This window comes from uncultured Holdemanella sp. (genome assembly GCF_958348295.1).
GTDB lineage: Bacteria > Bacillota_I > Bacilli_A > Erysipelotrichales > Erysipelotrichaceae > Holdemanella.
In genome coordinates this window covers 1-22,993 of sequence record NZ_CATVYQ010000038.1, presented here as the reverse complement: position 1 = coordinate 22,993, position 22,993 = coordinate 1, and the positions used below count along the sequence as shown (strand labels likewise).

Below are 22,993 nucleotides of genomic sequence, written 5' to 3'. Positions count from 1 at the left end.
TATCAATTTCTTCTTTTATCAAACTTCCTACACTTGAAAAGTGCGAACATAAAAATAATTTCATCAATATTCTCCTTTATAAACTCCGATTTATCAATTAAGCTTTACAACGCAAGATTTCTGTGACATTTTGCCACGCATTCTTACTCTTTTGTTCTGTACAACCCTTATAAGCACCTAAATATGGTGTAAAACCAAGTCTTGAATATAATTTGATCGCACCATAACTTTGCGATTGAGTTGCCAAATATAGTGGATACTTACCTGGAATCAAGTCATACATCATACAAAGTTTTGTCAACATAGCCTGCGCAATCTTTTTATGTTGAGTCGATAAACTTACCGCTACATAATGAACGCGAAGTCTACTTTCTTCAAAGTCATTGCCATACCAAAGTCCTGCACTACCAACTAATTCATTATTTTCATTTGCGACAAATAAAAAATGTTTAGAAAAGAAATCCCTATCTCTAGTAAGCATACTATCCCATTTCTTTCTTGCCTCATCTATATTTTCAAATAAACAAACCTGGGTTTGTAGCTTGCACCAAGCTTCTTTTAATGATTCATCAAATTCAACATAATGAAATTCTGGATTTAATTCTATTTCTTTACGGATGGTCTTGCGTGCCATGACCATCAATACTTTTTCATAAGGTATACTTGTATCTAATACTGTCATAAAACTCTCCATTTCTTTTAAAATTAGTATATCATAATCTTCCTACTTCAAATGATATAACAATTTCTTTTTAAATGTTATATCATTTACTTGACTTCTCTTTTTTTACGTTCTAGAATGAAACCGTAAAAGAGAGGTAATCAATTATGAACAAAACACAACTCGCAAATTATTTTGACCACACATTTTTAAAACCTTATGCAACTGAAACAGATCTTACTAAATTATGTAACGAAGCCAAAGAAATCGGAGCCGCTATGGTTGCAATCAATACAACTTGGACTAAATTCTGTAAAGAACAATTAAAAGGAACAAGCGTACATGTAGGAGCTGCCATTAGCTTTCCTTTAGGACAAGCCGGCCTAGCATCCAAAATTGCCGAAACAAAGATTGCGATTGAAGATGGAGCTGACGAAATCGATTATGTCATTGATATAGGACAAGCTAAAATGCACCACTGGGACTACATTAAAGAAGAAATGGAAAGTATTGTTTCTATTTGTAGAGAACACAACGTCATTTCTAAAGTCATCTTTGAAAATTGTTATTTAGAAAAAGATGAAATCAAACAAGTTGCTTTAATTGCCAAAGAAGTAAAACCAGACTTCATTAAAACAAGCACAGGCTTTGGAACTGGTGGAGCCACTTTAGAAGATGTAAAATTAATGGTTGAAACTGTCGAAGGACAAGTAAAAGTCAAAGCGGCCGGAGGCATTCGTGATTGGGCAACATGTAAAGCCATGATTGATGCAGGTGCACAAAGAATTGGAACAAGCTCATCACTAAAAATCTTAGAAGAATTTGAAGCCGAGGAAAAATAACATGAAACCATTTTTATTAGAACCCATTCCTGATTATACAATTTGGGGAATCAACCACATCTCTAAAGCTAGAGGCATCGATGAAGACTATGGGACTTGGTGGGAAGTCAGTGCCCACCCCTATTGTTCAAACAAAATTGTTGGAACGGATAAAACATTAATGGAAATGATTCAAGAAAATCCGGATGAAGTATTAGGTAAAGGATATACGCTTCATGAAACATTACGCCTTGCTTATCTAGATACAAAGGATGCTTTAAGCATTCAAGTTCATCCTGAAGATGATTATGCCCTAGAACACTCCAATGATTACGGAAAATATGAAAGCTGGTATATTCTAGATGCCAAACCAGGCGCTACTCTAGTTGCTGGAACCACAATCAATGATGCAGATGAAATCAAAAATGCTTTAATGAACAACTATATTGAAAAATATCTAAATAAAGTTGAAGTGCATAAAGGAGACTACATTATTATTCCTAGTGGTATGCTTCATGCCTTAGGAAAAGACATTTTAGCTTTAGAAGTAGGTACAAACTCAAACACAACCTATCGTTTCTATGACTACAACCGTAAAGGAAAAGATGGAAAAACACGTCCTTTACATGTAAAAGAATCTTTTGATGTCACAAATTTCAATTTAAAACCTACTTTTGTCCCACAAAAACATGAAACACACCGAATTGGAGATTGTCCTAATTTTACTGTAGATGAAGTTTATGCTGATTCTGATATTACATTAACATGTGATGAACATTACATGATTCTATCCAATATTGATGCAGATTGTACAATCGTATGGAATAGTGAAGAAATTGTATTACCACAATACGACAGCATGTTTGTTCCTTTTTCTTCCAAAAAAATCACAATCAAACAAGGAGCACACCTATTAGTGTCAAATCCTAGAAAGGACTAATTATGAAGACAATTTTAGTTACCGGAGCCAATGGCTATATCGCAAGCTTAGTAAGAGCGTATCAAAAAGATAACTTTAACTGGATCTGCATGACAAGAAAGGATGCAGACCTTACAAATCCTGAAGACGTAAAAAGATTTGTAGCTTCTCAAGATTTTGACATTTGTTTTCACACAGCCGCCAATGCAACTACAGCCTTCTGCAATGAACATCCAGATTTAGTTCATAAAATCAATGTAGAAAGTACCCAAGCTATCATTGATTGTTGTAAAGAAAAAGGTGCTAAATTGATTTTCTGTTCAACCGAACAAGCCTTCAATGGAAAAGAAAATCACGGTCCTTTTAAAGAAGACGAACCATTAAGTGCTGTGACTGTATATGGACAAAATAAAATCGAATGTGAAGAATTGATTCAAAAACAATTGGATGATGCGATCATCTTACGCTTTACATGGATGATGGGACTAAGCTATCCAGGCATCAAGGCAAGTCCAAGTATCATTAAAAATGTCATGAATGCGCTAATCAGCCATACTCCAACATTATTTACTGTGAATGAAAAACGTGGTATGACATATGCCAAGCATTTGGCTACACAATTTGATAAAATCACAGAACTTGAACCAGGCATTTATCATGTGGCATCCAAAAACACTATGACCACATATGAATCCGCAAAATTTGTGGCTAAAGCTTTAGGCGCAAGTGATGAACTCATTGAAGAAATCATTTTACCAAACAACGAACGCTACCAAGATCGATTCAGAGATTATCGTTTAGATAGTGAAAAACTAGAAAGTCTTGGAATTCATTTTGCGACATTTGAAGAAGACGTAAATGAAATACTAATGGATTTTGGATGGAAGAAAAGTTAAAATAGTTTATAGGAGGCTATTTATGACTTTACTTGAGGAAAACGTTAAAAAATATTACCAAAGCGGATACAACTGTTCAGAAACACTACTTCATGCCTGCAATGAAACCTATCAATTAGACATTTCAGAAGAAGACATGAAAATGATGGCCGGATTTGGTGGCGGCATGTTTATAGGAAGTACATGCGGCGCATTAGTCGGATCGATTGCGGCCCTATCGAAAATGGTTTGTAAGACAAAAGCACATGAAATGTTACCAGAATTAAGACCGTTAATTCAAAAACATACACGTAACTTCAAAGAACTATTGGGCAATTTAGATTGTGCCCACATTAAACCTGTACATCATAGTACAGATCCAAACATCAAATGTATGAACACTTGTTTATTAGCGGCAAAAGCTCTAGAAAAAACAATTGAGGAAGAACACCTATTATAGTATTCTTCCTCTTTTCTTATATTCGTAATAACCTGTCTACGCGATGAATCAAATCTTGTTGAATACTAAAATCAACCTCTATACCATCCTCTTTATATTCCTGTCTATGCACCTTGCCATTGGTATGAATATAATCAAGTACACTTACCTTCTCATAAGGAATCACGACATGTAAAGTTTCCATATGAAATAATTCTTTTTCAATTTCTTGTTTTAAAAATTCAATACTCGACTTTTCCTTGGCACAAATATAAATACGATCCTCTACACGTTTTGGATATTCAATATTTGTCTGATCACACTTATTAAAGACATACAAGTAGGGAACTTTCTCACAACCAATTTCCTTTAATGTTTCCTCACAAACCTGAAGTTTACTATCCTTATGTTCATCTGAAATATCTCCGACTTTTAAAATCAAATCCGAAACCACAGCTTCTTCAAGTGTAGAATGAAAGGATTGTACTAAACTGTGTGGTAAATCACTAATAAATCCAACTGTATCACTTAAAGTAAATACATTATGATTCTCTGTTTCAATTTGACGTGTTGAAGTTGTCAAAGTCGCAAACAACATATCTTTTTCAAATACCGACTTTTCTTCATTCACAAATCCATTCATAATACTTGATTTGCCTGCATTGGTATAACCTGTTAGTGCTACACTTTTAACCATACCTTTTTTACGCTGATTACGCTGTACACTTCTTTGCGTATGGATCTTATCCAATTCTTTTTCAACAAAATGAATCTTACTCTCAATTCTTCGCGCATCCAGTTCGATTTTCTTTTCTCCCATTCCCTTATTTTTTGAACCACCACGCTGTCTATCCATATGTTTATAGCTTCCTTGAAGTCTTGGCAATAAATATTTAAGTCTTGCGCATTCAACTTGAAGCATACTCTCTTTTGTCTTAGCACGAGATGCAAAGATTTCTAAAATCAAAGCACTCTTATCCATGACTTCACAATCAAAAAAGTCCGATAGATTTCTTTGTACAGAAGGTGAAATAGCCTCTAATACAAGAACCATACTACATTCTTGATCTTCAAGAATGCGTTTGACCTCTTCAATCTTACCAGGATTCATATAATATTTTTTATGAGGATGCTCCAGATTCTGCGATACACTCATACAAATCTCAATATCACAGGCAAGAGCTAATTCTTTCATTTCCTCCATTCTCTCTTCAAAAGAATGGCTTGTGTATGTTTGTACACCAATCAATATTGCTTTTTCCATAAATGTATTTTATCATACGATGCTAAAATGTTATAATATTTCATGAGGTGAATTTACATGAAAATTGCTTATTTAATGCACTATATGAAAAATAATTTTGAAGAAATAACAGAAAATATAGATATATTGATCAATCAAGGAGACGATGTTTATATCATGGTAAACGATGATGATCTACGTGATGATTTGATTCTATCCTATTGTGATACGCCAAACCTTCATGTTGCTCATCACCAACAAACTGCCCTTCCAGCCGATATGTCACTACCTAGAGGCTTTATTGTATTGATGAAAGATGCTTTGGAATATGAAAAAGAAGACGGTTCCTTTACTTATGATCGTTTCATCATAATGACAGATGGTATGATCCCTACAAAATCAAAAGCACAACTTGTAGAATATTTAGAAGCACATGAAGACGAAGATATCTATTATGAAGTGGATAATTCAGAGGATAATGAAGAAGTAAAGAAAAGATTTGAAAACTATGCCTTCTTCACAAACTCTTATGATTTCCAAAAATCAAAAGCCATTCGTGCCATGAATAAAATGACATCCAGTCTTGTTCATTCCTTTAAAAAACGTGAAATTGAAGACACAATCTATGTCAGCTATCCTTGGTTTGTACTAACGCATGAAAGCGCAAAAGCCTTGGCAGACAATTTAGCCTATTGTTCAAATACATTTAAGATGTGTTTATATCCAGAAGAAATGGCTATCGCAACAATGTTGCATAAATTTTCAGATGTAGATCATCACAATGAAAACATATGGGCCGTTGGAAAAGATGGTGAATACAAACTTCAAGAACCAATGGAAAATGTAGAATTGGGCGCAATCAAAGAGTCTACTTATTTTGCAGCTCTAGCTCATAGCGAAGATAATCTTCAAGTTTATGAAGACTATTTTGATGCATACACATGCGAATCATAATCGTTTCGGATAACCATGGCAATCCGGATATCCTAAAAATTCTTTATCACATCTATTCTTCACTCTATAAAGATAATGTGAAATTCATTCATTTAGGAGATTCTCAAGCAACAAACATTAATGATTTAAATAACTTTATATGTGTCAAAGGAAACAATGATACATTAGATTTACCCATACGCCAAAGATTAACTATTTTAGGCAAACGCATCCATTTCTCACATGGAGATGAAGGTTTGGATGAAATAAAAAAAGATATCGATCAACATCATCCCGATATCTATCTTTATGGACATACACATTTAGTCAAAGAGCAAATCTACAATAATTGTCTAATTCTAAATCCAGGCTCAATCACTTTACCTAGAGATGATTGGCATGGATCTTATATCATTCTAACAATTGATAAGAAAGTCGCATATAAACTCGTTCGAATCAATGTAGAAACTTTCTTAAATCAATATCAATGCTTCATTGGATAAGGCAGCCAAATCATTGGCTGCCTGTTTTCTTTAATTTATTTAATAAATTGTTTTGCGAAATTCCATGTATCTCTACACATATCATCTAAATTCTTTTCAGCTACCCAGCCAAGCTGAACCTTTGCTCTTGTAGGATCTGCGAAACATGTCGCAATATCACTAGGACGTCTAGGCTTGATCACATAAGGAATCTTGATTCCATTCACTCTTTCAAAGGCATGTACAATATCTAATACACTATAGCCTTTTCCAGTTCCCAAGTTACAAATATGAACACCCGGCGTATTGTATTTTTCAATCGCTAGTACATGTCCTTTAGCCAAGTCAACCACATGAATATAGTCACGAACACCCGTTCCATCTGGCGTATCATAATCATTGCCAAATGCACCAAGTTCACAAAGCTCACCAGTCGCAACCTTCATAATATATGGCATCAAGTTATTTGGAATTCCCTTTGGATTTTCTCCAATCAAACCCGACTCATGCGCTCCAATTGGATTGAAATAACGAAGTAACGTTACACTCATTTCAGGATTGGCAAACTGCACATCTGTTAAAATTCTTTCCATCATCGCTTTTGTTGAACCATATGGATTTGTCGTAACACCTAGCTTGCAGTCTTCTGTTAATGGAACGACTTCTGAATCTCCATAAACAGTCGCACTTGAACTAAATACAATACTTGGCACATGATATTTCTTCATCATCTTGGCAACAATTAAAGTTGTCATCAAGTTATTTGTATAATATTCAATTGGCTTTTGAACACTTTCACCAACTGCCTTAAATGCGCAACAATGAATCACCGCATCCAATTTATTTTCCTTAAATACAGCTTCCGTCTTTTCTTCATCTAACACATTAAATTCATAAAACTTAACATGCTTACCTGTAATTTTATAGATTGAATCCAACACATCAGGTTTTGAATTGGAGAAATCATCGATTACGACAACATCATGACCACTCTCTAATAATTCAACACAAATATGACTACCAATATATCCGGTTCCACCCGTTACTAAAATATTCATTAGTCAATAACCTTGTAGCCACCTAATTTTCTTACTTTTAAGATATGGCAACTTCCCTTTCCAAATACTTTTTCAATTTCTTCTTTATATGTTTCTACATAGCTATTTTCAACAAAGGCCTGAATCGTTCCGGCAAAACCTCCACCATGAACACGACATACGCCATGATCTTTTAAAATCATTTCAGACATAGCTAAGCCTAAAGATACAGCCTGATTCTTATAGTCAAAGTCTGCATATACATTTTGAAGGAATTTATAACTTGAATTTCCAGATTCTTGAATCAATGTCTTGAAGCCTTCAAAATCATCCTTGTTCAATCTTTCTACGATTGTATTAACACGTCTATTTTCGCTGAAGAAATGGATGGCTCTTAAGATGGCGCGATCATTATTTAAAGCCGTTCTTAAGTTTGCGGTATTTGCATAGAACTCATTTTCATCCACTTCACGAAGAACTTCCTTACCAAAATAGTGAGCTACCTCTTTCATTTCTTGTGGTACTGCACCATAGGCATCTGTTAAATCGGCATGACTTCCCTTTGTATCTACAATGCATAAACTGTGATCATATTTTGAGAAATCAACATTCACACTATTTACAATTGGATTTGAAGTATCTTTAAAATCAATTGAAATAAGTCCACCAACAGCACATGCACATTGATCCATCAATCCACATGGTTTTCCAAAGTATACGTTTTCTGCATATTGACCCACTTTGGCAATCGTTACCATATCGATCTTCATATCATTGTATAATCCATCAATAATTGTACCAATAATAGATTCAAATGCTGCAGAACTTGATAGTCCAGCTCCCATTAATACATCACTCGTGATAAAAGCTTTAAATCCACCTACGTTATAGCCTAATTCTTTTAATTTATAGACAACACCACGAATCAAGGCTTCACTTGTTCCTAATTCATCTTCTTTTCTGTCTAAATCATTTAAATCAATTGGTTTGATGTCAAAGTCATCAGAGATCACTTTAATGACATGATCTTGTTTAGATACAATTCCAATCGCATCTAAATTGATAGATCCTGCAAGTACACAACCATGTTGGTGGTCTGTATGATTTCCTGAGATTTCACTTCTTCCAGCCGCACTATAAATGCTCACTTCATCATCTCCAAATAAAGTTTGGTATTTATCTAATGCAGCTGCATAACGTTCTTTTTGGTATTGTAATAAACTTGGATCTGCATATAGATCTTCGATTAATGCATCATATTTTCCTGATAATACTTGTTCTTTAATTTTTGTTGTTTTCATCTTCTTACCTCAAATGTATATATTGTTTCTTCTTCAAATACTTGTCCTGCTTTTAATAATACTTTTGGATTCTCTTCTTTATGAATCGAATCGGCGATATAACTTGTTTCAATACACAATCCATCTTGTGGATGCATGATCTTTCCATATTTATCTGTCTGTCCATCTAAATAGTTGGCACTATAGATTTGTGCCGTTGGATACGTAGTCGATACTTTTAATTCAATACCACTTTGTGGACTATATAAACATACTTGATTTTCGTTTGTATCAAATACATATGGATGATCATAACCTCTTGCGATAATTAACTGTTCATCCTCTAAATGAATAGAATCTCCAATTCTTTTTTCTGTATTAAAATCAAATGCAGTCTCTTTCACATCTTTTAATTCACCTGTATACAATCCATCTGGATCCACGCAGCCAAATTTAGATGCTGAAATTCGTAGTGTATGATCATCAATATTCGATGCATATCCATTTAAATTGAAATAGCCATGGTTTGTGATATTGATCAACGTATCTTTGTCGCTAACGCCACTATATTGAATGTGTAAACTAGATTCATCTAGCCAATAGATCGCATAAAAATCTAAAGTCCCAGGATAGCCTTCTTCTCCATCCTTTGATACGTAGTGGAATTTAATGCCATCTTCAATTAAAGAATAATCAAATACTTTATAAGAGAATCCTTCAATACCTCCATGTAGTGAGTTTGGTCCATTATTAATAGGTACATGATATTCTGTATCATTTATTGTGAATGTTCCTTTTTCAATACGATTACATACTCGTCCTACTAAGGCATTTAAATAAGTTCCATCTCGTTTTTGATAGTCACTTACATTTTCAAATCCTAAAATACAATCACAGTCTTGATTATTTTTGTCTTTCGTTACAATCTTTAAAAGAGTACAACCAAAGTTTGTAACTTCTACAGTTAAATGTGAATTGGAAATCGATAATACTTCAATTCCATTCTCTAATCTTTCTTTTACCTCTACCATAATGTCTTCACAAATCGGCTAAAGCCGTCCATCCCTTCATCATCCATTTTATATACACCCGCATTCTCTAATACAGATACGAATTTCTTTGTGACTTCCATCTCCATGAATGTATCCACATTTGTATAAGAACATGTCTTTAAGTATTCATACCAATCTTTATGTTTTTCAAGTTCTGGATAAGCATCAAAATCTGCTTTTCCAGATAAACATAATTTAATTTGTTCTAACTCTGTTTTTAATCGTGCTGGCAAAATAGCCAATCCCATAACCTCGATCAAACCAATATTTTCTTTTTTAATATGGTGATGCTCGGCATGTGGATGGAAGATACCTAATGGATATTCTTCTGTAGTACGATTATTTCGTAAAACTACATCCATTTGATATTTGCCATCTTTCTTTCTAACAATTGGTGTGACTGTATTATGACGAACGCCATCTTCATTTGCGATGATATCTAAGCTTTCATCATTATATGTACACCATGTTTCAAAGATTTTAGCAGCTAGATCCAGTACGTTTTCTTTAGAACTTGATGTTAATCGAAGTGTAGATAATGGCCAGTAAAGCATATCCACTTGTACATCCTTATATGTATAGCTCTTAACAACTTTTGCGTCTTCCATTGGGAAATGGTGTCTTCCACCTTGATAGTGATCATGACTTAAAATCGATCCACCAACGATAGGAAGATCTGCATTGCTTCCAATCATATAGTGTGGGAATTTATCAATAAATGCGAATAAATGTTCAAATGTAGTACGATCCATCTTCATTGGTGTATGTTCATTATTAAATACAATACAGTGTTCGTTATAGTATACATATGGTGAATATTGTAAATTGTATGTATGTCCATTTAAATCTAATGGAATAATACGATGTGTTTGTCTAGCTGGATGATTTAAGTTTCCGGCAAAACCAACGTTTTCTTTACATAATAAACATGCAGGATATGAAGTACTTACGGCATTTTTTGCCTTAGCAATTTCCTTTGGATCCTTTTCTGGTTTTGACAAGTTAATCGTAATTTGAATATCGCCATATTTACAGAAATGTGCAAAACTGATATTTTTGTCAATTCTTGATTTACGGATATAGTTTGAATCCATACTTAACTTATAGAAATAATCTGTTGCATCTTTAGGATTCAAAGAATATAGACTCTTAAAAGTATTCACGACTTCACTAGGTCTAGGCATTACACAATTCATAATGCGCGTATCTAGTAAATCTTTTTCAGTTACAGTATCCTGAATCATGCTTTTTTCAACTGCATAATCTAACATAAAAACTAGAATCTCATAGATAGAACAGTCTTCTACTTCTTCTCTTTTAAATTCATGGATGCCAAATAGGTCAATCAATAAATTTGCAGCATAATCATAATCGTACTCTTCAATCATTCCATTCTTTAAAGCATACTCTAATAACTGGTTAATTTTTTTGTTCATTTTCCATTCCTTTTATTTAGTCAAAAAAGCCATTCTGGTATGAATGGCTCTTATTTAAAATTCTCAAAAGAATCAATCACTTGTGTAACTCCAGGAAGCTTTTCGTATTCTTCTTTTTTATTGGCAGAATCCACAACGACAATATTATGACATCCTGCTTTATAAGCATTTGAAATTCCACTAATGCTGTCTTCAATAATTAAACAATCTTCAATATCCACTCCAATATTATGGGAAGCCTTTTTAAACATTGCGACTTTATTTTCATACGTTCCATCATCATAGACAATCATAGATGGCTCAATCCATTTGTCTAGATGAAATGATTCGACAAAGAAATCAATGTTAGGCTTGATGGATGCGGATGCGATTGTGAATGGAATATTCGATTCTTTTAAATAATCAAAATACTCTTCAGCTCCTTTTACTAAATGAAATGTTGCCTGATCTTCTTTACAAAATTGGCGATAATATTCTTCTTTTAACTGTGAATACTTTTCCATTTCGGATGGATCACACGTTCCACCAAACATATATTCAACAACCTTATTATTAGGTACACCATTGATGTGTTCATGTAGTTCTTCCTCATCAATTCCATGATGACGAATATCTTGTGATATTTTTGACCATGCCATAATATGTTTTGGATTGTCAAAAAATAATGTTCCATTAAAATCAAATATAACGCCTTTGTACATTACGAAACCACCCTAACCTTAAAATCATTTACATGCATTAAAAAGTAATCAACCTCATATAACTTCAGTGTAAGCTTTTTTTATAAAATGTCAACATTTTCAAACATATATTTATTATTTTCAAACATTTATGTTAGATTTAAGTAATATATGATTTTATTTTGTTTGTTTTTGTTTGTTTTATGTTGACTAAATATATTTGAAATAGTATCTTTTAACATAGAAGAGGATATCAATATGTTAAAAAAAGAACGTTTAGTTAAAATAGCACAGAAAGTAAATCAAAATGGAATCATAACAATCCAAGAAATCATGGGCGAATTAGGCGTATCCGATATGACTGCACGAAGAGATTTGGATGAATTAGAAAAATCCGGAAAATTGTTAAGAGTTCATGGAGGTGCACAAAGCCTTTCTTTTTCAATGGACCACGAATTGAGTCACATTGAAAAATCATCGGTGCAAATTGAAGAAAAAAAGAGAATTGCGCATAAAGCCGCAACTCTCATTTCAGAAGGCGAATCCATTTTTTTAGGTCCAGGAACAACCATTCAGTTTTTAGCTGAACAATTGACCGGCAGAAACATTCGTGTCATCACAAACAGTCTTGCCGTATTTAATATATTAGTGAATCATGCTCCTACAGAAGTTATACTTACTGGCGGTGATTACAGAGATAACACAAATACGTTTGTGGGTCCTATCACAAACCTAGTATTGGGTAAATTAAAATATAATAAAGCCTTTATCAGTTGTAATGGAATCTATAATTCTTCCATCACAACTTATTCTTTAGAAGAAGGCGAGTCTCAACAAATCGCATTAGATAATTCTAAAAATAAATATTTATTGGCTGACAACAAAAAATTCAATCGTGCTGACTTCTATATTTATTACGATTTATTTAATTTTGACACATTGATCACAGACAGTTCAATTGATGAAGAAGTATTAGCACACTATAAACAATATGTACAGATTCAAACGGTTTAAAAAAGGGAGGCAAGTTATTTTGCCTCCTTATTCATCATCATCCACACGTCTAAACAATATTTTCTTTTGTTTTGACGTATGTTGTTCTAATGTGTTCCAATCTGTATCTAATTCTTCTTCGCTTTCAGAAGTATCATAGAAATTTTTACTTCTTTCATTAGCACGAATCTCTTTTACTCTTAATTTTGATTTTAATTCACGAGCTCTCTTCTTTGATTTTCTAAGCATTCTTCCATACATACAGAATACAATAAATGAAATTAAGAATAGACCTGCACATAATGCGATTCCTGCCAAATAGCCTTGGAAATACACTTGTAATAGTCCTGTCACAACACAACATGCCATACAAATAAATACTAAAAACATTGTTGAGCGACATGAACTTGAATATTTCTTAAAGAAGCTGAATTTTTCTGAGTCATTATCAATTTCTTTACGATATTCTCCATCTTCTTCCTCGTTTCTAAAAGTAAACCAACCCGCATCACTTTTCTTTTTACCGTCTGATTTAGAAACCAATTTCCATCCGTCAGCTTCCCATTGACGCCATTGGTCTGCATCTGGTTCATCCACAAAATAGTTCATTGAATAATAATATGTTTTGGGTTGACCCTTTCTAAAGAAATATTTTTTTCCTTCATGACGCACAAAGTGATAACCTTCACTGGATTTATCTTGAAGATATTGTTCTATTTTTGGATATTCCGCATATAAGAATTTCTTTCTTTCCTCATAAAGATTATCATCTTCAGTATCTTCTTCGTCATCATTGTCATATACATCTTCACTTGTTAAAACAGGCTGAGAATCTTCGTCTTTTTCTTCAACAATTTCTGATGACTTTTCTACTTTTTCAACAGACTTTGTATTAAAATCCTTTAATTCATTTTCTATCGATTCCGTAGTAAAATCTTCATCCGCATCAATTGTTTCAATAACCACTTTTTTAGGTTCTTCAACCTCTGATTTTTCAGCACGTTTTCCAATAACAGGTTCTACAACACGTTTTTCAATTGGTGCTTCTACCTCTTCAATTGAAGTATCAGGTGTAATATCTACCGATTGAGAAACTTCATCATCAAAAATATTTTCATTGATTTTGACGTGCGATCTAGCACTTCTTTTACCAAATAAAGTCTTCTTTTCTGGTTCTTCATCAATATGGAAAATATTTTCCGCATTAAAACCTTTCAATTCAGGTTCATGTATATCTAAAGATTTAATACGATCCGTTCTTTTTAACTGTCTTAGTTCTTCTAAAGCACTGGGATTCTTTTCATTTTCATTTGCCATAAATATCCCTCCAACTCCACTATTGTACTAATTTAATGTATATCCGTCAAATTCTCTTGTGTATTTACCATCCTTAAAAATAAAGATTTTTTCACCATTTTTTAAAGTTGCTTCAATCGATAAATCACTCGTACCTACCATAAAATCAACATGCGCAAACGATTGATTCATACCATGTTCTAACAATTCTTCTTCGCTCATATTCAAACCATTTTCAATACATTCATTGTAACTTGCACCTAAGGCAAAGTGACAAGACGCATTCTCATCAATCAATGTTTCGTAGAACAATGTATCCAACGCACTAATAGGCGATCCATAAGGAACCAAGGCAATTTCTCCAAGATATTTTGAACCTTCATCTGTTTCTAAAATACTTGTCAAAACTTCTTTTCCTTCTTTGGCATCATAATCTACAACTTGTCCATCCTTAAATTCAAACCAGAAATCTTTTACAACAGCTCCATTATAAGCTAGTGGCAAAGCACTATATAATTTTCCATTTACACCTGTCTTTTTAGGTGCTGAGAAAATTTCCTCAGTAGGAATATTTGGAAAATAGTAGTTACCATTATCCAAGAACGAACCACCACCCGCAAACACATAACCTTCTGGAAGTTCTACAATTAGATCTGTTCCTAAAGAATTCTTATAGTGCACACTTTCGATATTTAAATGCTTCAAAATATTAACTCTTTTATCAAAAGATGCACGATGCTCATTCCAATTTTCATTGGCGTCTTTTTCATCTACACGACTCACTTTTAATACTGCATTCCACAAATCAGCTAAAGCATCCTTTGATTCTGGATATACCTTTTTAGCCCAAGCCATCGTTGGAACACTTGCCACACACCATGATGCATGCATATAATCTAATTTATCACGATATGGCTGTGTCATGCCTCTTAATGCCTTTCTGTAATTAGCCAGTAATTTTGGATTCACACCCTTCATTCCATCTGGATCTTCTCCAACTAAACTCAAATAACAAGCTCCTTTTTCAGCCGTTTCATTGTGGAACAAAGCTTCATAATCATAAGGCATACGATTACCCGAAAGATATCGCATACGATTGATTTCATCATCACTGTAACGTACAATGACATCTTTTGCGCCTACTTCAAAACATGATTTAACAATCAAACGAACAAATTCATTCATTTCCACATTGGCACGTACAACTACTATTTGGTCTTTTTGAACATTCAAACCTGAACGAACAATTAAGTCTGCATATTTTTCTTTTAAATTCATTTTTTATTTCCTCGATTCTTGCACCTATTATACCAAAAGAAAGAGCACCTTTCGATGCTCTTATTTACTAAATTGTTCTTTTTTTATCTGATCAAAAAATGCCTTGGGATTTTCACACATCGAATGAGAGCCGCAATGTGAGCAGCTTCCACCACAACTTGATTTTCCACTCTTTTTATCTTTATAAATGCTTCGACAAGCTAAACCTGCACATCCGCATACAACTAATAATACTAGAAATGTTGATAGATTCATGAAATCCCTCCTTTTACATTATTTTACCGCAAATTCGACTTCGGCAGTATCACTTTCTTTTGATGGACGAACCAATAGATAGATCAAACCAATCAATAAAATCAATCCTACAATAGTACCAAATCCAAATGATCCACCATTGAATAAACTGCCTAATTGATAAACAATCAATGAACATACATAAGCAAATCCACATTGATATCCAATGGCGATCCAGAACCATTTTGTGTTATTCATTTCACGTTTGATGGCTCCCATTGCCGCAAAACATGGAGCACACAATAAGTTAAATACCATAAATGAATAGGCAGCTAAAGGTGTAAAGCTTGCAGATAATTGTCCCCAGAATTCATTTCCTTCTTCAGCGACTTCGGCAAAACCATACAATTGACCAAATGTTGCGACAACATTTTCTTTGGCAATTAAACCTGTTACACTAGCCACTGCAGCTTTCCAATCGCCCCAACCAAGTGGTGAGAAGATCCATGCGAATGTTTGTCCAATTGAAGATAGAATTGAATGATCAATATCATCAACCATGCCAAATGCACCTTTTTCCCATCCAAATCCTTGTAAGAACCACAACACGATAGTTGAAAGTAAAATGATTGTTCCAGCCTTTTTAATAAAGCTTGAACCACGTTCCCACATACTTCTTAATACATTAACTGCACGAGGTGTGTGGTATGCTGGCATTTCCATGACAAATGGTGCAGGATCTCCGGCAAATAATTTTGTCTTCTTTAACATAATACCAGAAATAATAACAGCCGCCATACCTACAAAGTAAGCACTTGGAGCTACCCAGCTAGCACCATGGAAAATAGCACCGGCAATTAAACCAATAATTGGCATTTTAGCACCACAAGGAATAAATGTCGTTGTCATGATAGTCATCTTACGATCACGATCACTTTCAATTGTACGACTTGCCATTACGGCAGGTACACCACAACCTGTACCAATCAACATTGGGATAAATGATTTTCCAGATAATCCAAACTTACGGAAAATACGGTCCATGATAAAGGCAACACGTGCCATATATCCACAATCTTCCAAGATAGCTAAGAAGAAGAATAATACTAACATCTGTGGTACAAAGCCAATAACAGCTCCTACACCACCAATAATACCATCCACGATCAATCCATGTAACCAATCTGCACATTGAATCGCATCTAAGAAACTATCTACTGCAGGAGGAATAATTTCACCAAACAAGACATCATTTGTCCAATCTGTCACAATCGTTCCTACTGTAGTTACTGAAATATAATATACAAACCACATTACTAGTGCAAAGATTGGAAGAGCTAAAACACGGTTTGTTACAATACGGTCAATCTTATCAGAAGTTGTTAATACTTCTTTAGACCCTTTTTTGTAACAATCTTTGATTACACTTGTAATATATGTATAACGAGCATCCGTGATAATTGATTCACTATCATCATCCATTGACTTTTCGCAAGCTTCAATAATATTAGCATCTGCCTTTGACTTGATAGCTGCTTCAATTTTATCATCTCTTTCAAATAATTTAACGGCATAGAAGAAACGACGACTTGCTTCAATACTTGAAGGTAAACTTGTTTCAATTGTATTCAAGGCATTTAATACTTTTCCTGCATAAATATTTTTAGCTGCAAATTGAGTATTAGCTGCCTTTTTTACTTGAGCCATCAATTCTTTGATTCCTGTATTTTTCAATGCGGAAATTGGTAATACAGGACAACCTAATTCTTCGGATAATTTTTTATAGTCAATTGTATCTTTTCTTTTTTCAATGACATCTAACATATTGATCGCAACAACTGTTGGAATACCCAACTCTAAAATTTGCGTTGTCAAGAATAAATTTCTTTCTAAGTTAGAACCATCGATAATGTTTAAAACAACATCCACATTCCCATTTAATAAAAATTCACGTGATACAACTTCTTCTAAAGTGTATGGTGATAATGAATAAATACCTGGTAAATCGGTAATTTTAATATCTTTATCTTCCTTATACTTTCCTTCTTTTTTTTCAACTGTAACCCCTGGCCAGTTACCCACATATTGTGTAGCACCTGTTAAACCATTGAATAATGTGGTTTTACCACAGTTAGGATTACCGGCTAATGCGACTTGTATTGACATAATTCCCTCCTATTTTTATACTTTACTCTACTTCAATCATTTCAGCGTCTGCTTTACGAAGTGATAATTGATATCCACGAACTGTTAATTCAATAGGATCTCCTAATGGCGCCACCTTTTGAACCGTAACAGTCACTCCTTTGGTAATTCCCATATCCATAATTCTTCGTTTTGTTGCTCCTTGACCAGACAATTTCTTTACAGTCACTGTTTGACCAATTGAAACTTCCTTTAAAGTCATAATTACTCCTTTCTACACCATGATCTTTCTTGCGAGTTCTTCACTAATGGCTATTCGAACTTCTTTAACATTCACAATTACATTTCCATTGGTTTTACTCACAACCACAATCACAGTCCCTGGTACAAATCCCAAGTTTTCTAAATGTCGTTGTTGTTCTTTAGAACCACCAATTTTTTTGATTGTATTGACCGAATTTAAATCTGCAAAAGATAATGGCATATCGAACCCTCCTGGTTAGACCCTTCTAACACAGTTAGTTTACTCTTACAATAAAGCAATGTCAACAAAAAGTTACACAAGATTAACTCGGTTTGACTATTCTAACTGTTTGGTGTATTTTTTCATTGGAGGATTAAAATTATGAACTTACCAACAATTATTATATGTGTCATTTTAGTTATTATTATCTGTATTGGAATTCGTTCCACAAAAAAAAGAGCCACCTCAGGATGTTGCGGAGGCAGTGAAACCATAAAAAAAGTAAGAGTAAAAGATAAAAACAAAGAGCATTACCCTTACAAAGCCGTTTTAAAAGTATATGACATTCACTGTCAAAATTGTGTTCGTACTATTGAAAATGCATTCAATAGCCAAGAAGGCTTTTATGCCAAAGTTAACACTGAAGATAATACAGTGACTATATTATCTAAACAACAACATCCAACAGATGAACTCATCAATATGTTATCAAACGTTGGATATACATCGAAAGAACTATAAAAAAAGCTGGAAATTCCAGCTTTTTTCCTTATAAATAATTACGTGTACTCGATGCTGCAATCGCAAACGTACTTCCGTTATGTAATAAGCTTGTAGTATTTGGACTCATTAAGCCTAAAGCACCTAGTCCAATCAAGCTTGAATTAAAAGCCACGATAAAACGATAATTCGCATGAATTCGATCAAACAAGTGCATTGCGAGTTTTCTAAGAATTACCAGTTCATTTAAATTGCTTGAAACAAGTGTAATGTCCGCGAGTTCTCGAGCTAAATCTGAACTATCCTGCATAGAAATAGAAACATCTGCCGTGGATAGAGCTGGTGTATCATTGATTCCATCTCCGACCATAATGACAGTATGACCTTGATCTTTCAACATCTGAATATATGCAGCCTTATCTTCTGGTAAAACTGATGCACGATAATCATCTAAATCCAATTCGTGAGCCACTGCTTTTGCGGCACTATCACAATCCCCTGTCAACATGACTACTTTAGTCATTCCTAACGTTTTTAAATTATGAATAGCTTGTTTTGCCTCAGCCTTTACTGGGTCATAAATACTAATGATTCCAGCCACTTGATTGTCAATCGCAAGATAAATCAGAGATCCTGCACCTTCATTTTCAAGTGAATGAATGACATCATCGATATCCTCTGTTTTTTCGATACCTTCATCTTCAAACACAAAATGATCACTACCAATAATGGCACGCTTTCCATGTAGACTTGTCGCAATACCATGCGCAATAATATATTCAACTTTGGCATGCTCTTCATCATGAATTAAACCTTCTTTTTTTGCCTGGTTTACAATCGCATTGGCTACACTATGAGGAAAATGCTCTTCAAGACAAGCTGCAATCCTTAATACTTCATCACGCATATACCCATTTAAAGGAACTACTTTCTTTACGGTTGGATTTGCGTTTGTCAAAGTACCCGTCTTATCAAAGACAATCACATCCGCATCTTTGATTGCCTCTAAATACTTACCACCTTTTACTAAAACATTTCGTTTACTTGCTTCAAGCATTGCACTAATAACCGCAATGGAAGTCGATAATCGAATGGCACAAGAATAGTCCACCATCAATACTGAGGTTGCGCGTGTTACATTTCTTGTCAAGGCTAAAACACCAAAGAAACCAAGAAAACTAAATGGAACAATTGAATCTGCCAAATGCTCAGCCTTAGCTTGAATACTTGCCTTTAACGATTCATTTGTATCAATCATCTTAACAATGTTACTAATGCGACTTTCATCTTGTAAATTACGAACACGAATAAACAGTTTTCCTTCTTCAACTAAAGTACCTGCAAATACAGTGTCATTTTTCTTTACATGTTTAGAAAGAGGTTCACCCGTAAAGCTAGATTCATTGATCATTGCTTCTCCATCCACGACTTCTCCATCGATTGGAATCATAGAACCCATTTGTGAGATGACTACATCCCCTTTTTGAAGCTTAGACATAGCAATCTCTTGTTCAACACCATCTTCTAAAATCCACACTTTATCAAATTGAATCGATAAACTATTGGATAATTCCAATTTTGTTTTTTTACGTGTATAATCTTCTAACAAATCCGAAATATTTAGTAACATCATAATATTTCCAGCAATCGTATAATTCTTTTGAATTAAACTTACACCAATGCTTGTGGCATCCAATAAAGGAACGTTGATTTTACATTGGAAAAGTGAAGCTAATCCTTCTTTAATAAAATGAATCGACTTATAAATCGTAATCGCATTTCCAAGTCCCATTGGTAAAAACCATTTAATGAAATAACGTTTACCAATAATCTTAAAGAACCGATTCATATATTCTCGATTCATCGCAATAGCTTCTGGTGATTGTGAATGGACTACAATCGAAGAAGTATCTGCATTTTGAAGATATTGGATATCTAAATCCTTTAGTTTATTCAGTAACAAGCCTTTTTGTGCTTTGTCATACAACATCAAAACACTACCCGTAACATTGTTGACCTCCACACTCTCAATCATGGGCCATGCATAAAGATCCTTTTTTAAAACTTCGCCCTGAACACTAGAAAACTTATTCTTTCCATAGCGAATTCGCATTCGACCCGGAATGTCATGGGCAATAGTAAAACTACTCATTTTATTCGCCTTCGTTTTGAACTTTGGCTTCTTCTAATAAATCCTTTGCGTCTTCCTTAATTGTCTCATACTTATAAGTTGTATCCGATTTAAGCTTCATTCCACCAGCTAAACCTTTAACGGCTAAATCATGTGCTGTGTTGCTTTTTAAAAATTTAGACCCTGCCAATGCAGTAGCTGCACCTCCAATAAATGTCCACATTGTTTTGTTTTTCCATCCGTCTTTCATAAATATATATCCTCCTTAGAACTATGAATGTAAGTTAGAATTAGTTGATTCTAACTTACAGTTAGTATAGTCTTACTTTTTAAATTTGTAAACAAAAAAGGACATTTTTTAAAAATGTCCAAAACTTATGAAATCTAATAAATTATTAAACAAGTGAAAAGAGCGATTCCATAATTGCATTTAGCGTTAGTTAGTTTCTTCTAACTATTTTAGTTATACCCTATCTAAACTGTTTTGTCAACAAAAATAAAAAAACTGTCTTACGACAGTTTAATTATGCATTTAAAGCTGCTTTTGCTTCTTCGCAAAGTTTAGTGAAGCCTTCAGCATCGTGAATAGCCATTTCACTTAACATTTTACGGTTGATAGCAATATTAGCTAATTTTAATCCGTGCATTAAACGAGAGTATGATAAGTCATTCATACGTGCAGCTGCATTAATACGTGTAATCCAGATTTTACGCATGTTTCCTTTTAACTTACGACGATCGTTGTATGCATATCTGAATGAATGCATTACCTGCTCATTTGCAGTTTTGTATAATGTATGTTTTGATCCAAAGTATCCTTTGGCAAGTTTCAACACTTTTTTTCTACGAGCGCGTGAAACTGTTCCACCTTTAACTCTTGCCATTCTTTATATCCTCCTTAATTACTTAACTAACATTTCCTTAATACGTTTGTAATCTGTAGCATGTACAGTACCTGGTTTAGCTAAGTGACGACGTTGTTTCTTAGTCTTTCCATGGAAACGGTGAGATGTATAAGCGTGAGATCTCTTTAATTTTCCAGAACCTGTCTTTTTTACACGTTTTGCTAATCCTCTATGACTCTTCATTTTAGGCATAGTCTAGTCCTCCTTACTTCTTTTTAGGTGCCAACACAGTTGACATCGTATTACCTTCCATTGAAGGTTTCTTTTCAACGACAGCTACTTCAGACATAGCTTCGATGAAGTCATTCATGATCTTACGACCAACTTCCAAGCGAGTGATCAAACGACCACGGAATCGCATATCAATCTTTACTTTCATACCCGCTTCGATCCATTTTGACGTCTGACGAACTTTTGTTTCAAAATCGTGTGTATCGATAATCGGTGATAAACGCAAAGATTTAACTTCAACAACATGTTGTTTACGTTTCGCTTCTTTAGCTTTTTTCTGTTGTTCGAAATGATAGCGACCATAGTCTAAAACTTTACACACAGCCGGACGCGCTTTGGGTGCAACACACAACAAATCTAAATTTTGTTTGTATGCAATGTCCAATGCTTCTTTTTTTGACATAACTCCCAATTGTTCTCCATCCGCATTGATGACAAGAACTTCTCTAAACGGAATCTTTTCGTTAAACAAATCATCGTTTACATTATTTGGGGCAACTTTTCTGTTATTGATATTCGACACCATCCTTTTTTAAATTTCACAAAAAGAAAATGGGTGCATTCAACACCCATCACTCTTTTAAACGAATTCAAACTGAATTGGCTGTGAACCTATGTCCCTCTAGACATCAGGTGAGAAGGGGTGCTTCTATCTTTCCATTTCTTTTACTTATTGATAATACCATACACATATGATATATGCAATATTTTTTTCAAAAAAATAAAGTCGACTCAATCGACTTATACACATAAATGGTGGACTCTTGGGGATTCGAACCCCAGACCCACTGATTAAGAGTCAGTTGCTCTGCCAGCTGAGCTAAGAGTCCATTTATCAGTGCCCATATATATTACCACAACATATTTTTTAACGCAACACTTTTTTTAAAAAAATAAGGATGTGGTCAAAAGAAAAATTTATTCCCACCTTTAGGTTGCGATAACCTTTACACTAAAT

At 34.1% G+C, this 22,993-nt stretch carries 26 protein-coding genes, 1 tRNA gene and 1 pseudogene; 8 read left to right on the top strand and 20 right to left on the bottom strand.

Annotation, left to right across the window (positions count from 1 at the left end; genetic code table 11):
• Together Q3907_RS07720 and Q3907_RS07715 are read right to left on the bottom strand one after the other, a co-directional pair.
• A pseudogene (locus Q3907_RS07720) lies at positions 1-64 on the bottom strand (peptidase S51); the annotation flags it as partial.
• 33 nt (positions 65-97) lie between these two features.
• Positions 98-682 carry a GNAT family N-acetyltransferase gene (locus Q3907_RS07715; RefSeq protein WP_301897876.1) on the bottom strand — a complete coding sequence of 195 codons (585 nt, stop codon included), beginning with the start codon at positions 680-682 and terminating at the stop codon, positions 98-100.
• Positions 683-828: 146 nt separating this feature from the next.
• Between Q3907_RS07715 and deoC the strand changes: the two genes are divergently transcribed.
• From deoC to Q3907_RS07695, 4 genes are read left to right on the top strand one after another with little or no spacing between them, the layout of a single operon-like run.
• The gene (gene deoC, locus Q3907_RS07710; protein ID WP_301897875.1) at positions 829-1,503 is read left to right on the top strand and encodes a deoxyribose-phosphate aldolase; all 675 of its coding nucleotides are present in this window, start codon (positions 829-831) and stop codon (positions 1,501-1,503) included.
• Between the two features lies 1 nt (position 1,504).
• Entirely contained in the window at positions 1,505-2,422 is a 918-nt protein-coding gene (locus tag Q3907_RS07705) for a type I phosphomannose isomerase catalytic subunit (protein ID WP_301897874.1), read from the top strand.
• 2 nt (positions 2,423-2,424) lie between these two features.
• Positions 2,425-3,297, top strand: coding sequence for a sugar nucleotide-binding protein (locus Q3907_RS07700; RefSeq protein WP_301897873.1), 873 nt, complete (start codon positions 2,425-2,427; stop codon positions 3,295-3,297).
• 22 nt (positions 3,298-3,319) lie between these two features.
• Positions 3,320-3,736 carry a C-GCAxxG-C-C family (seleno)protein gene (locus Q3907_RS07695; protein WP_301897872.1) on the top strand — a complete coding sequence of 139 codons (417 nt, stop codon included), beginning with the start codon at positions 3,320-3,322 and terminating at the stop codon, positions 3,734-3,736.
• Positions 3,737-3,752: 16 nt separating this feature from the next.
• Here Q3907_RS07695 and hflX read toward each other — a convergent pair whose 3' ends face one another.
• Complete coding sequence (gene hflX, locus Q3907_RS07690) at positions 3,753-4,979, bottom strand: GTPase HflX (protein ID WP_301897871.1); 1,227 nt, start codon at positions 4,977-4,979, stop codon at positions 3,753-3,755.
• Between the two features lie 57 nt (positions 4,980-5,036).
• Here hflX and Q3907_RS07685 point away from each other — a divergent pair, with 57 nt between their 5' ends.
• On the top strand, positions 5,037-5,912 hold the full coding sequence (locus Q3907_RS07685; protein ID WP_301897870.1) for a beta-1,6-N-acetylglucosaminyltransferase: 876 nt from the start codon (positions 5,037-5,039) through the stop codon (positions 5,910-5,912).
• Positions 5,900-6,394 (top strand): metallophosphoesterase, encoded by a 495-nt coding sequence (locus Q3907_RS07680; RefSeq protein WP_301897869.1) that lies wholly within the window; start codon positions 5,900-5,902, stop codon positions 6,392-6,394. Before Q3907_RS07685 ends, Q3907_RS07680 begins: the two co-directional genes overlap by 13 nt.
• 35 nt (positions 6,395-6,429) lie before the next feature.
• Here the strand turns inward: Q3907_RS07680 and galE are convergent, their stop codons facing one another.
• From galE to Q3907_RS07655, 5 genes are read right to left on the bottom strand one after another with little or no spacing between them, the layout of a single operon-like run.
• Complete coding sequence (gene galE, locus Q3907_RS07675) at positions 6,430-7,431, bottom strand: UDP-glucose 4-epimerase GalE (protein WP_301897868.1); 1,002 nt, start codon at positions 7,429-7,431, stop codon at positions 6,430-6,432.
• A complete protein-coding gene (locus tag Q3907_RS07670) occupies positions 7,431-8,711 on the bottom strand; it encodes a galactokinase family protein (protein WP_301897867.1) in 1,281 nt (426 codons plus the stop codon). Before Q3907_RS07670 ends, galE begins: the two co-directional genes overlap by 1 nt.
• Positions 8,708-9,721 (bottom strand): aldose epimerase family protein, encoded by a 1,014-nt coding sequence (locus Q3907_RS07665; protein ID WP_301897866.1) that lies wholly within the window; start codon positions 9,719-9,721, stop codon positions 8,708-8,710. Before Q3907_RS07665 ends, Q3907_RS07670 begins: the two co-directional genes overlap by 4 nt.
• Entirely contained in the window at positions 9,715-11,178 is a 1,464-nt protein-coding gene (locus Q3907_RS07660; protein WP_301897865.1) for a UDP-glucose--hexose-1-phosphate uridylyltransferase, read from the bottom strand. The genes Q3907_RS07665 and Q3907_RS07660 overlap by 7 nt, the downstream gene beginning before the upstream one ends.
• Positions 11,179-11,228: 50 nt before the next feature.
• Positions 11,229-11,879, bottom strand: a complete 651-nt coding sequence (locus Q3907_RS07655; protein ID WP_301897864.1) for an HAD family phosphatase — start codon at positions 11,877-11,879, stop codon at positions 11,229-11,231.
• A 237-nt stretch (positions 11,880-12,116) separates the two neighbouring features.
• Here Q3907_RS07655 and Q3907_RS07650 point away from each other — a divergent pair, with 237 nt between their 5' ends.
• Positions 12,117-12,872, top strand: coding sequence for a DeoR/GlpR family DNA-binding transcription regulator (locus Q3907_RS07650; RefSeq protein ID WP_301897863.1), 756 nt, complete (start codon positions 12,117-12,119; stop codon positions 12,870-12,872).
• Positions 12,873-12,899: 27 nt separating this feature from the next.
• Here the strand turns inward: Q3907_RS07650 and Q3907_RS07645 are convergent, their stop codons facing one another.
• The 6 genes from Q3907_RS07645 to Q3907_RS07620 are packed head-to-tail and all read right to left on the bottom strand — an operon-like array spanning position 12,900 to position 18,288.
• Positions 12,900-14,168, bottom strand: coding sequence for a DUF2812 domain-containing protein (locus Q3907_RS07645; protein WP_295643631.1), 1,269 nt, complete (start codon positions 14,166-14,168; stop codon positions 12,900-12,902).
• Positions 14,169-14,195: 27 nt separating this feature from the next.
• Positions 14,196-15,425: an aminopeptidase gene (locus tag Q3907_RS07640; RefSeq protein ID WP_301897862.1), complete on the bottom strand. Its 1,230-nt coding sequence runs from the start codon at positions 15,423-15,425 to the stop codon at positions 14,196-14,198.
• 60 nt (positions 15,426-15,485) lie between these two features.
• Complete coding sequence (locus Q3907_RS07635; protein ID WP_278511448.1) at positions 15,486-15,680, bottom strand: FeoB-associated Cys-rich membrane protein; 195 nt, start codon at positions 15,678-15,680, stop codon at positions 15,486-15,488.
• 18 nt (positions 15,681-15,698) lie between these two features.
• A complete protein-coding gene (gene feoB / locus Q3907_RS07630) occupies positions 15,699-17,825 on the bottom strand; it encodes a ferrous iron transport protein B (RefSeq protein WP_301897861.1) in 2,127 nt (708 codons plus the stop codon).
• Between the two features lie 22 nt (positions 17,826-17,847).
• Complete coding sequence (locus Q3907_RS07625; RefSeq protein ID WP_295562373.1) at positions 17,848-18,066, bottom strand: ferrous iron transport protein A; 219 nt, start codon at positions 18,064-18,066, stop codon at positions 17,848-17,850.
• Between the two features lie 12 nt (positions 18,067-18,078).
• A complete protein-coding gene (locus tag Q3907_RS07620) occupies positions 18,079-18,288 on the bottom strand; it encodes a FeoA family protein (protein ID WP_117571186.1) in 210 nt (69 codons plus the stop codon).
• Positions 18,289-18,429: 141 nt separating this feature from the next.
• Here Q3907_RS07620 and Q3907_RS07615 point away from each other — a divergent pair, with 141 nt between their 5' ends.
• Positions 18,430-18,789 carry a heavy-metal-associated domain-containing protein gene (locus tag Q3907_RS07615; protein ID WP_295643639.1) on the top strand — a complete coding sequence of 120 codons (360 nt, stop codon included), beginning with the start codon at positions 18,430-18,432 and terminating at the stop codon, positions 18,787-18,789.
• A gap of 28 nt (positions 18,790-18,817) precedes the next feature.
• On the opposite strand, the gene Q3907_RS07610 is transcribed toward Q3907_RS07615, so the two are convergent.
• The 6 genes from Q3907_RS07610 to Q3907_RS07585 form a co-directional block, all read right to left on the bottom strand.
• Positions 18,818-20,920 carry a heavy metal translocating P-type ATPase gene (locus Q3907_RS07610; protein WP_301897860.1) on the bottom strand — a complete coding sequence of 701 codons (2,103 nt, stop codon included), beginning with the start codon at positions 20,918-20,920 and terminating at the stop codon, positions 18,818-18,820.
• A 1-nt stretch (position 20,921) separates the two neighbouring features.
• Complete coding sequence (locus Q3907_RS07605; RefSeq protein WP_117571183.1) at positions 20,922-21,149, bottom strand: DUF1490 domain-containing protein; 228 nt, start codon at positions 21,147-21,149, stop codon at positions 20,922-20,924.
• Positions 21,150-21,423: 274 nt separating this feature from the next.
• Positions 21,424-21,783, bottom strand: coding sequence for a 50S ribosomal protein L20 (gene rplT / locus Q3907_RS07600; RefSeq protein ID WP_003865814.1), 360 nt, complete (start codon positions 21,781-21,783; stop codon positions 21,424-21,426).
• 18 nt (positions 21,784-21,801) lie between these two features.
• The gene (rpmI, locus tag Q3907_RS07595; RefSeq protein ID WP_003865815.1) at positions 21,802-21,996 is read right to left on the bottom strand and encodes a 50S ribosomal protein L35; all 195 of its coding nucleotides are present in this window, start codon (positions 21,994-21,996) and stop codon (positions 21,802-21,804) included.
• A 13-nt stretch (positions 21,997-22,009) separates the two neighbouring features.
• Positions 22,010-22,561, bottom strand: coding sequence for a translation initiation factor IF-3 (gene infC, locus Q3907_RS07590; protein WP_118010556.1), 552 nt, complete (start codon positions 22,559-22,561; stop codon positions 22,010-22,012).
• A 228-nt stretch (positions 22,562-22,789) separates the two neighbouring features.
• Positions 22,790-22,865 (bottom strand) — tRNA-Lys (locus Q3907_RS07585).
• Between the last annotated feature and the right edge of the window lie 128 nt (positions 22,866-22,993).

Coding starts and splice junctions, on each gene's coding strand:
- galE (WP_301897868.1), bottom strand. CDS start 7,431: ATGAATATTTTAGTAACGGGTGGAACCGGATATATTGGTAGTCATATT.
- hflX (WP_301897871.1), bottom strand. CDS start 4,979: ATGGAAAAAGCAATATTGATTGGTGTACAAACATACACAAGCCATTCT.
- Q3907_RS07715 (WP_301897876.1), bottom strand. CDS start 682: ATGACAGTATTAGATACAAGTATACCTTATGAAAAAGTATTGATGGTC.
- Q3907_RS07660 (WP_301897865.1), bottom strand. CDS start 11,178: ATGAACAAAAAAATTAACCAGTTATTAGAGTATGCTTTAAAGAATGGA.
- Q3907_RS07700 (WP_301897873.1), top strand. CDS start 2,425: ATGAAGACAATTTTAGTTACCGGAGCCAATGGCTATATCGCAAGCTTA.
- Q3907_RS07625 (WP_295562373.1), bottom strand. CDS start 18,066: ATGACTTTAAAGGAAGTTTCAATTGGTCAAACAGTGACTGTAAAGAAA.
- Q3907_RS07665 (WP_301897866.1), bottom strand. CDS start 9,721: ATGGTAGAGGTAAAAGAAAGATTAGAGAATGGAATTGAAGTATTATCG.
- Q3907_RS07645 (WP_295643631.1), bottom strand. CDS start 14,168: ATGGCAAATGAAAATGAAAAGAATCCCAGTGCTTTAGAAGAACTAAGA.
- Q3907_RS07685 (WP_301897870.1), top strand. CDS start 5,037: ATGAAAATTGCTTATTTAATGCACTATATGAAAAATAATTTTGAAGAA.
- feoB (WP_301897861.1), bottom strand. CDS start 17,825: ATGTCAATACAAGTCGCATTAGCCGGTAATCCTAACTGTGGTAAAACC.
- Q3907_RS07670 (WP_301897867.1), bottom strand. CDS start 8,711: ATGAAAACAACAAAAATTAAAGAACAAGTATTATCAGGAAAATATGAT.
- Q3907_RS07620 (WP_117571186.1), bottom strand. CDS start 18,288: ATGCCATTATCTTTTGCAGATTTAAATTCGGTCAATACAATCAAAAAA.
- Q3907_RS07615 (WP_295643639.1), top strand. CDS start 18,430: ATGAACTTACCAACAATTATTATATGTGTCATTTTAGTTATTATTATC.
- Q3907_RS07680 (WP_301897869.1), top strand. CDS start 5,900: ATGCGAATCATAATCGTTTCGGATAACCATGGCAATCCGGATATCCTA.
- Q3907_RS07650 (WP_301897863.1), top strand. CDS start 12,117: ATGTTAAAAAAAGAACGTTTAGTTAAAATAGCACAGAAAGTAAATCAA.
- deoC (WP_301897875.1), top strand. CDS start 829: ATGAACAAAACACAACTCGCAAATTATTTTGACCACACATTTTTAAAA.
- infC (WP_118010556.1), bottom strand. CDS start 22,561: ATGGTGTCGAATATCAATAACAGAAAAGTTGCCCCAAATAATGTAAAC.
- Q3907_RS07655 (WP_301897864.1), bottom strand. CDS start 11,879: ATGTACAAAGGCGTTATATTTGATTTTAATGGAACATTATTTTTTGAC.
- rplT (WP_003865814.1), bottom strand. CDS start 21,783: ATGGCAAGAGTTAAAGGTGGAACAGTTTCACGCGCTCGTAGAAAAAAA.
- Q3907_RS07605 (WP_117571183.1), bottom strand. CDS start 21,149: ATGAAAGACGGATGGAAAAACAAAACAATGTGGACATTTATTGGAGGT.
- Q3907_RS07635 (WP_278511448.1), bottom strand. CDS start 15,680: ATGAATCTATCAACATTTCTAGTATTATTAGTTGTATGCGGATGTGCA.
- Q3907_RS07705 (WP_301897874.1), top strand. CDS start 1,505: ATGAAACCATTTTTATTAGAACCCATTCCTGATTATACAATTTGGGGA.
- Q3907_RS07640 (WP_301897862.1), bottom strand. CDS start 15,425: ATGAATTTAAAAGAAAAATATGCAGACTTAATTGTTCGTTCAGGTTTG.
- Q3907_RS07610 (WP_301897860.1), bottom strand. CDS start 20,920: ATGAGTAGTTTTACTATTGCCCATGACATTCCGGGTCGAATGCGAATT.
- rpmI (WP_003865815.1), bottom strand. CDS start 21,996: ATGCCTAAAATGAAGAGTCATAGAGGATTAGCAAAACGTGTAAAAAAG.
- Q3907_RS07695 (WP_301897872.1), top strand. CDS start 3,320: ATGACTTTACTTGAGGAAAACGTTAAAAAATATTACCAAAGCGGATAC.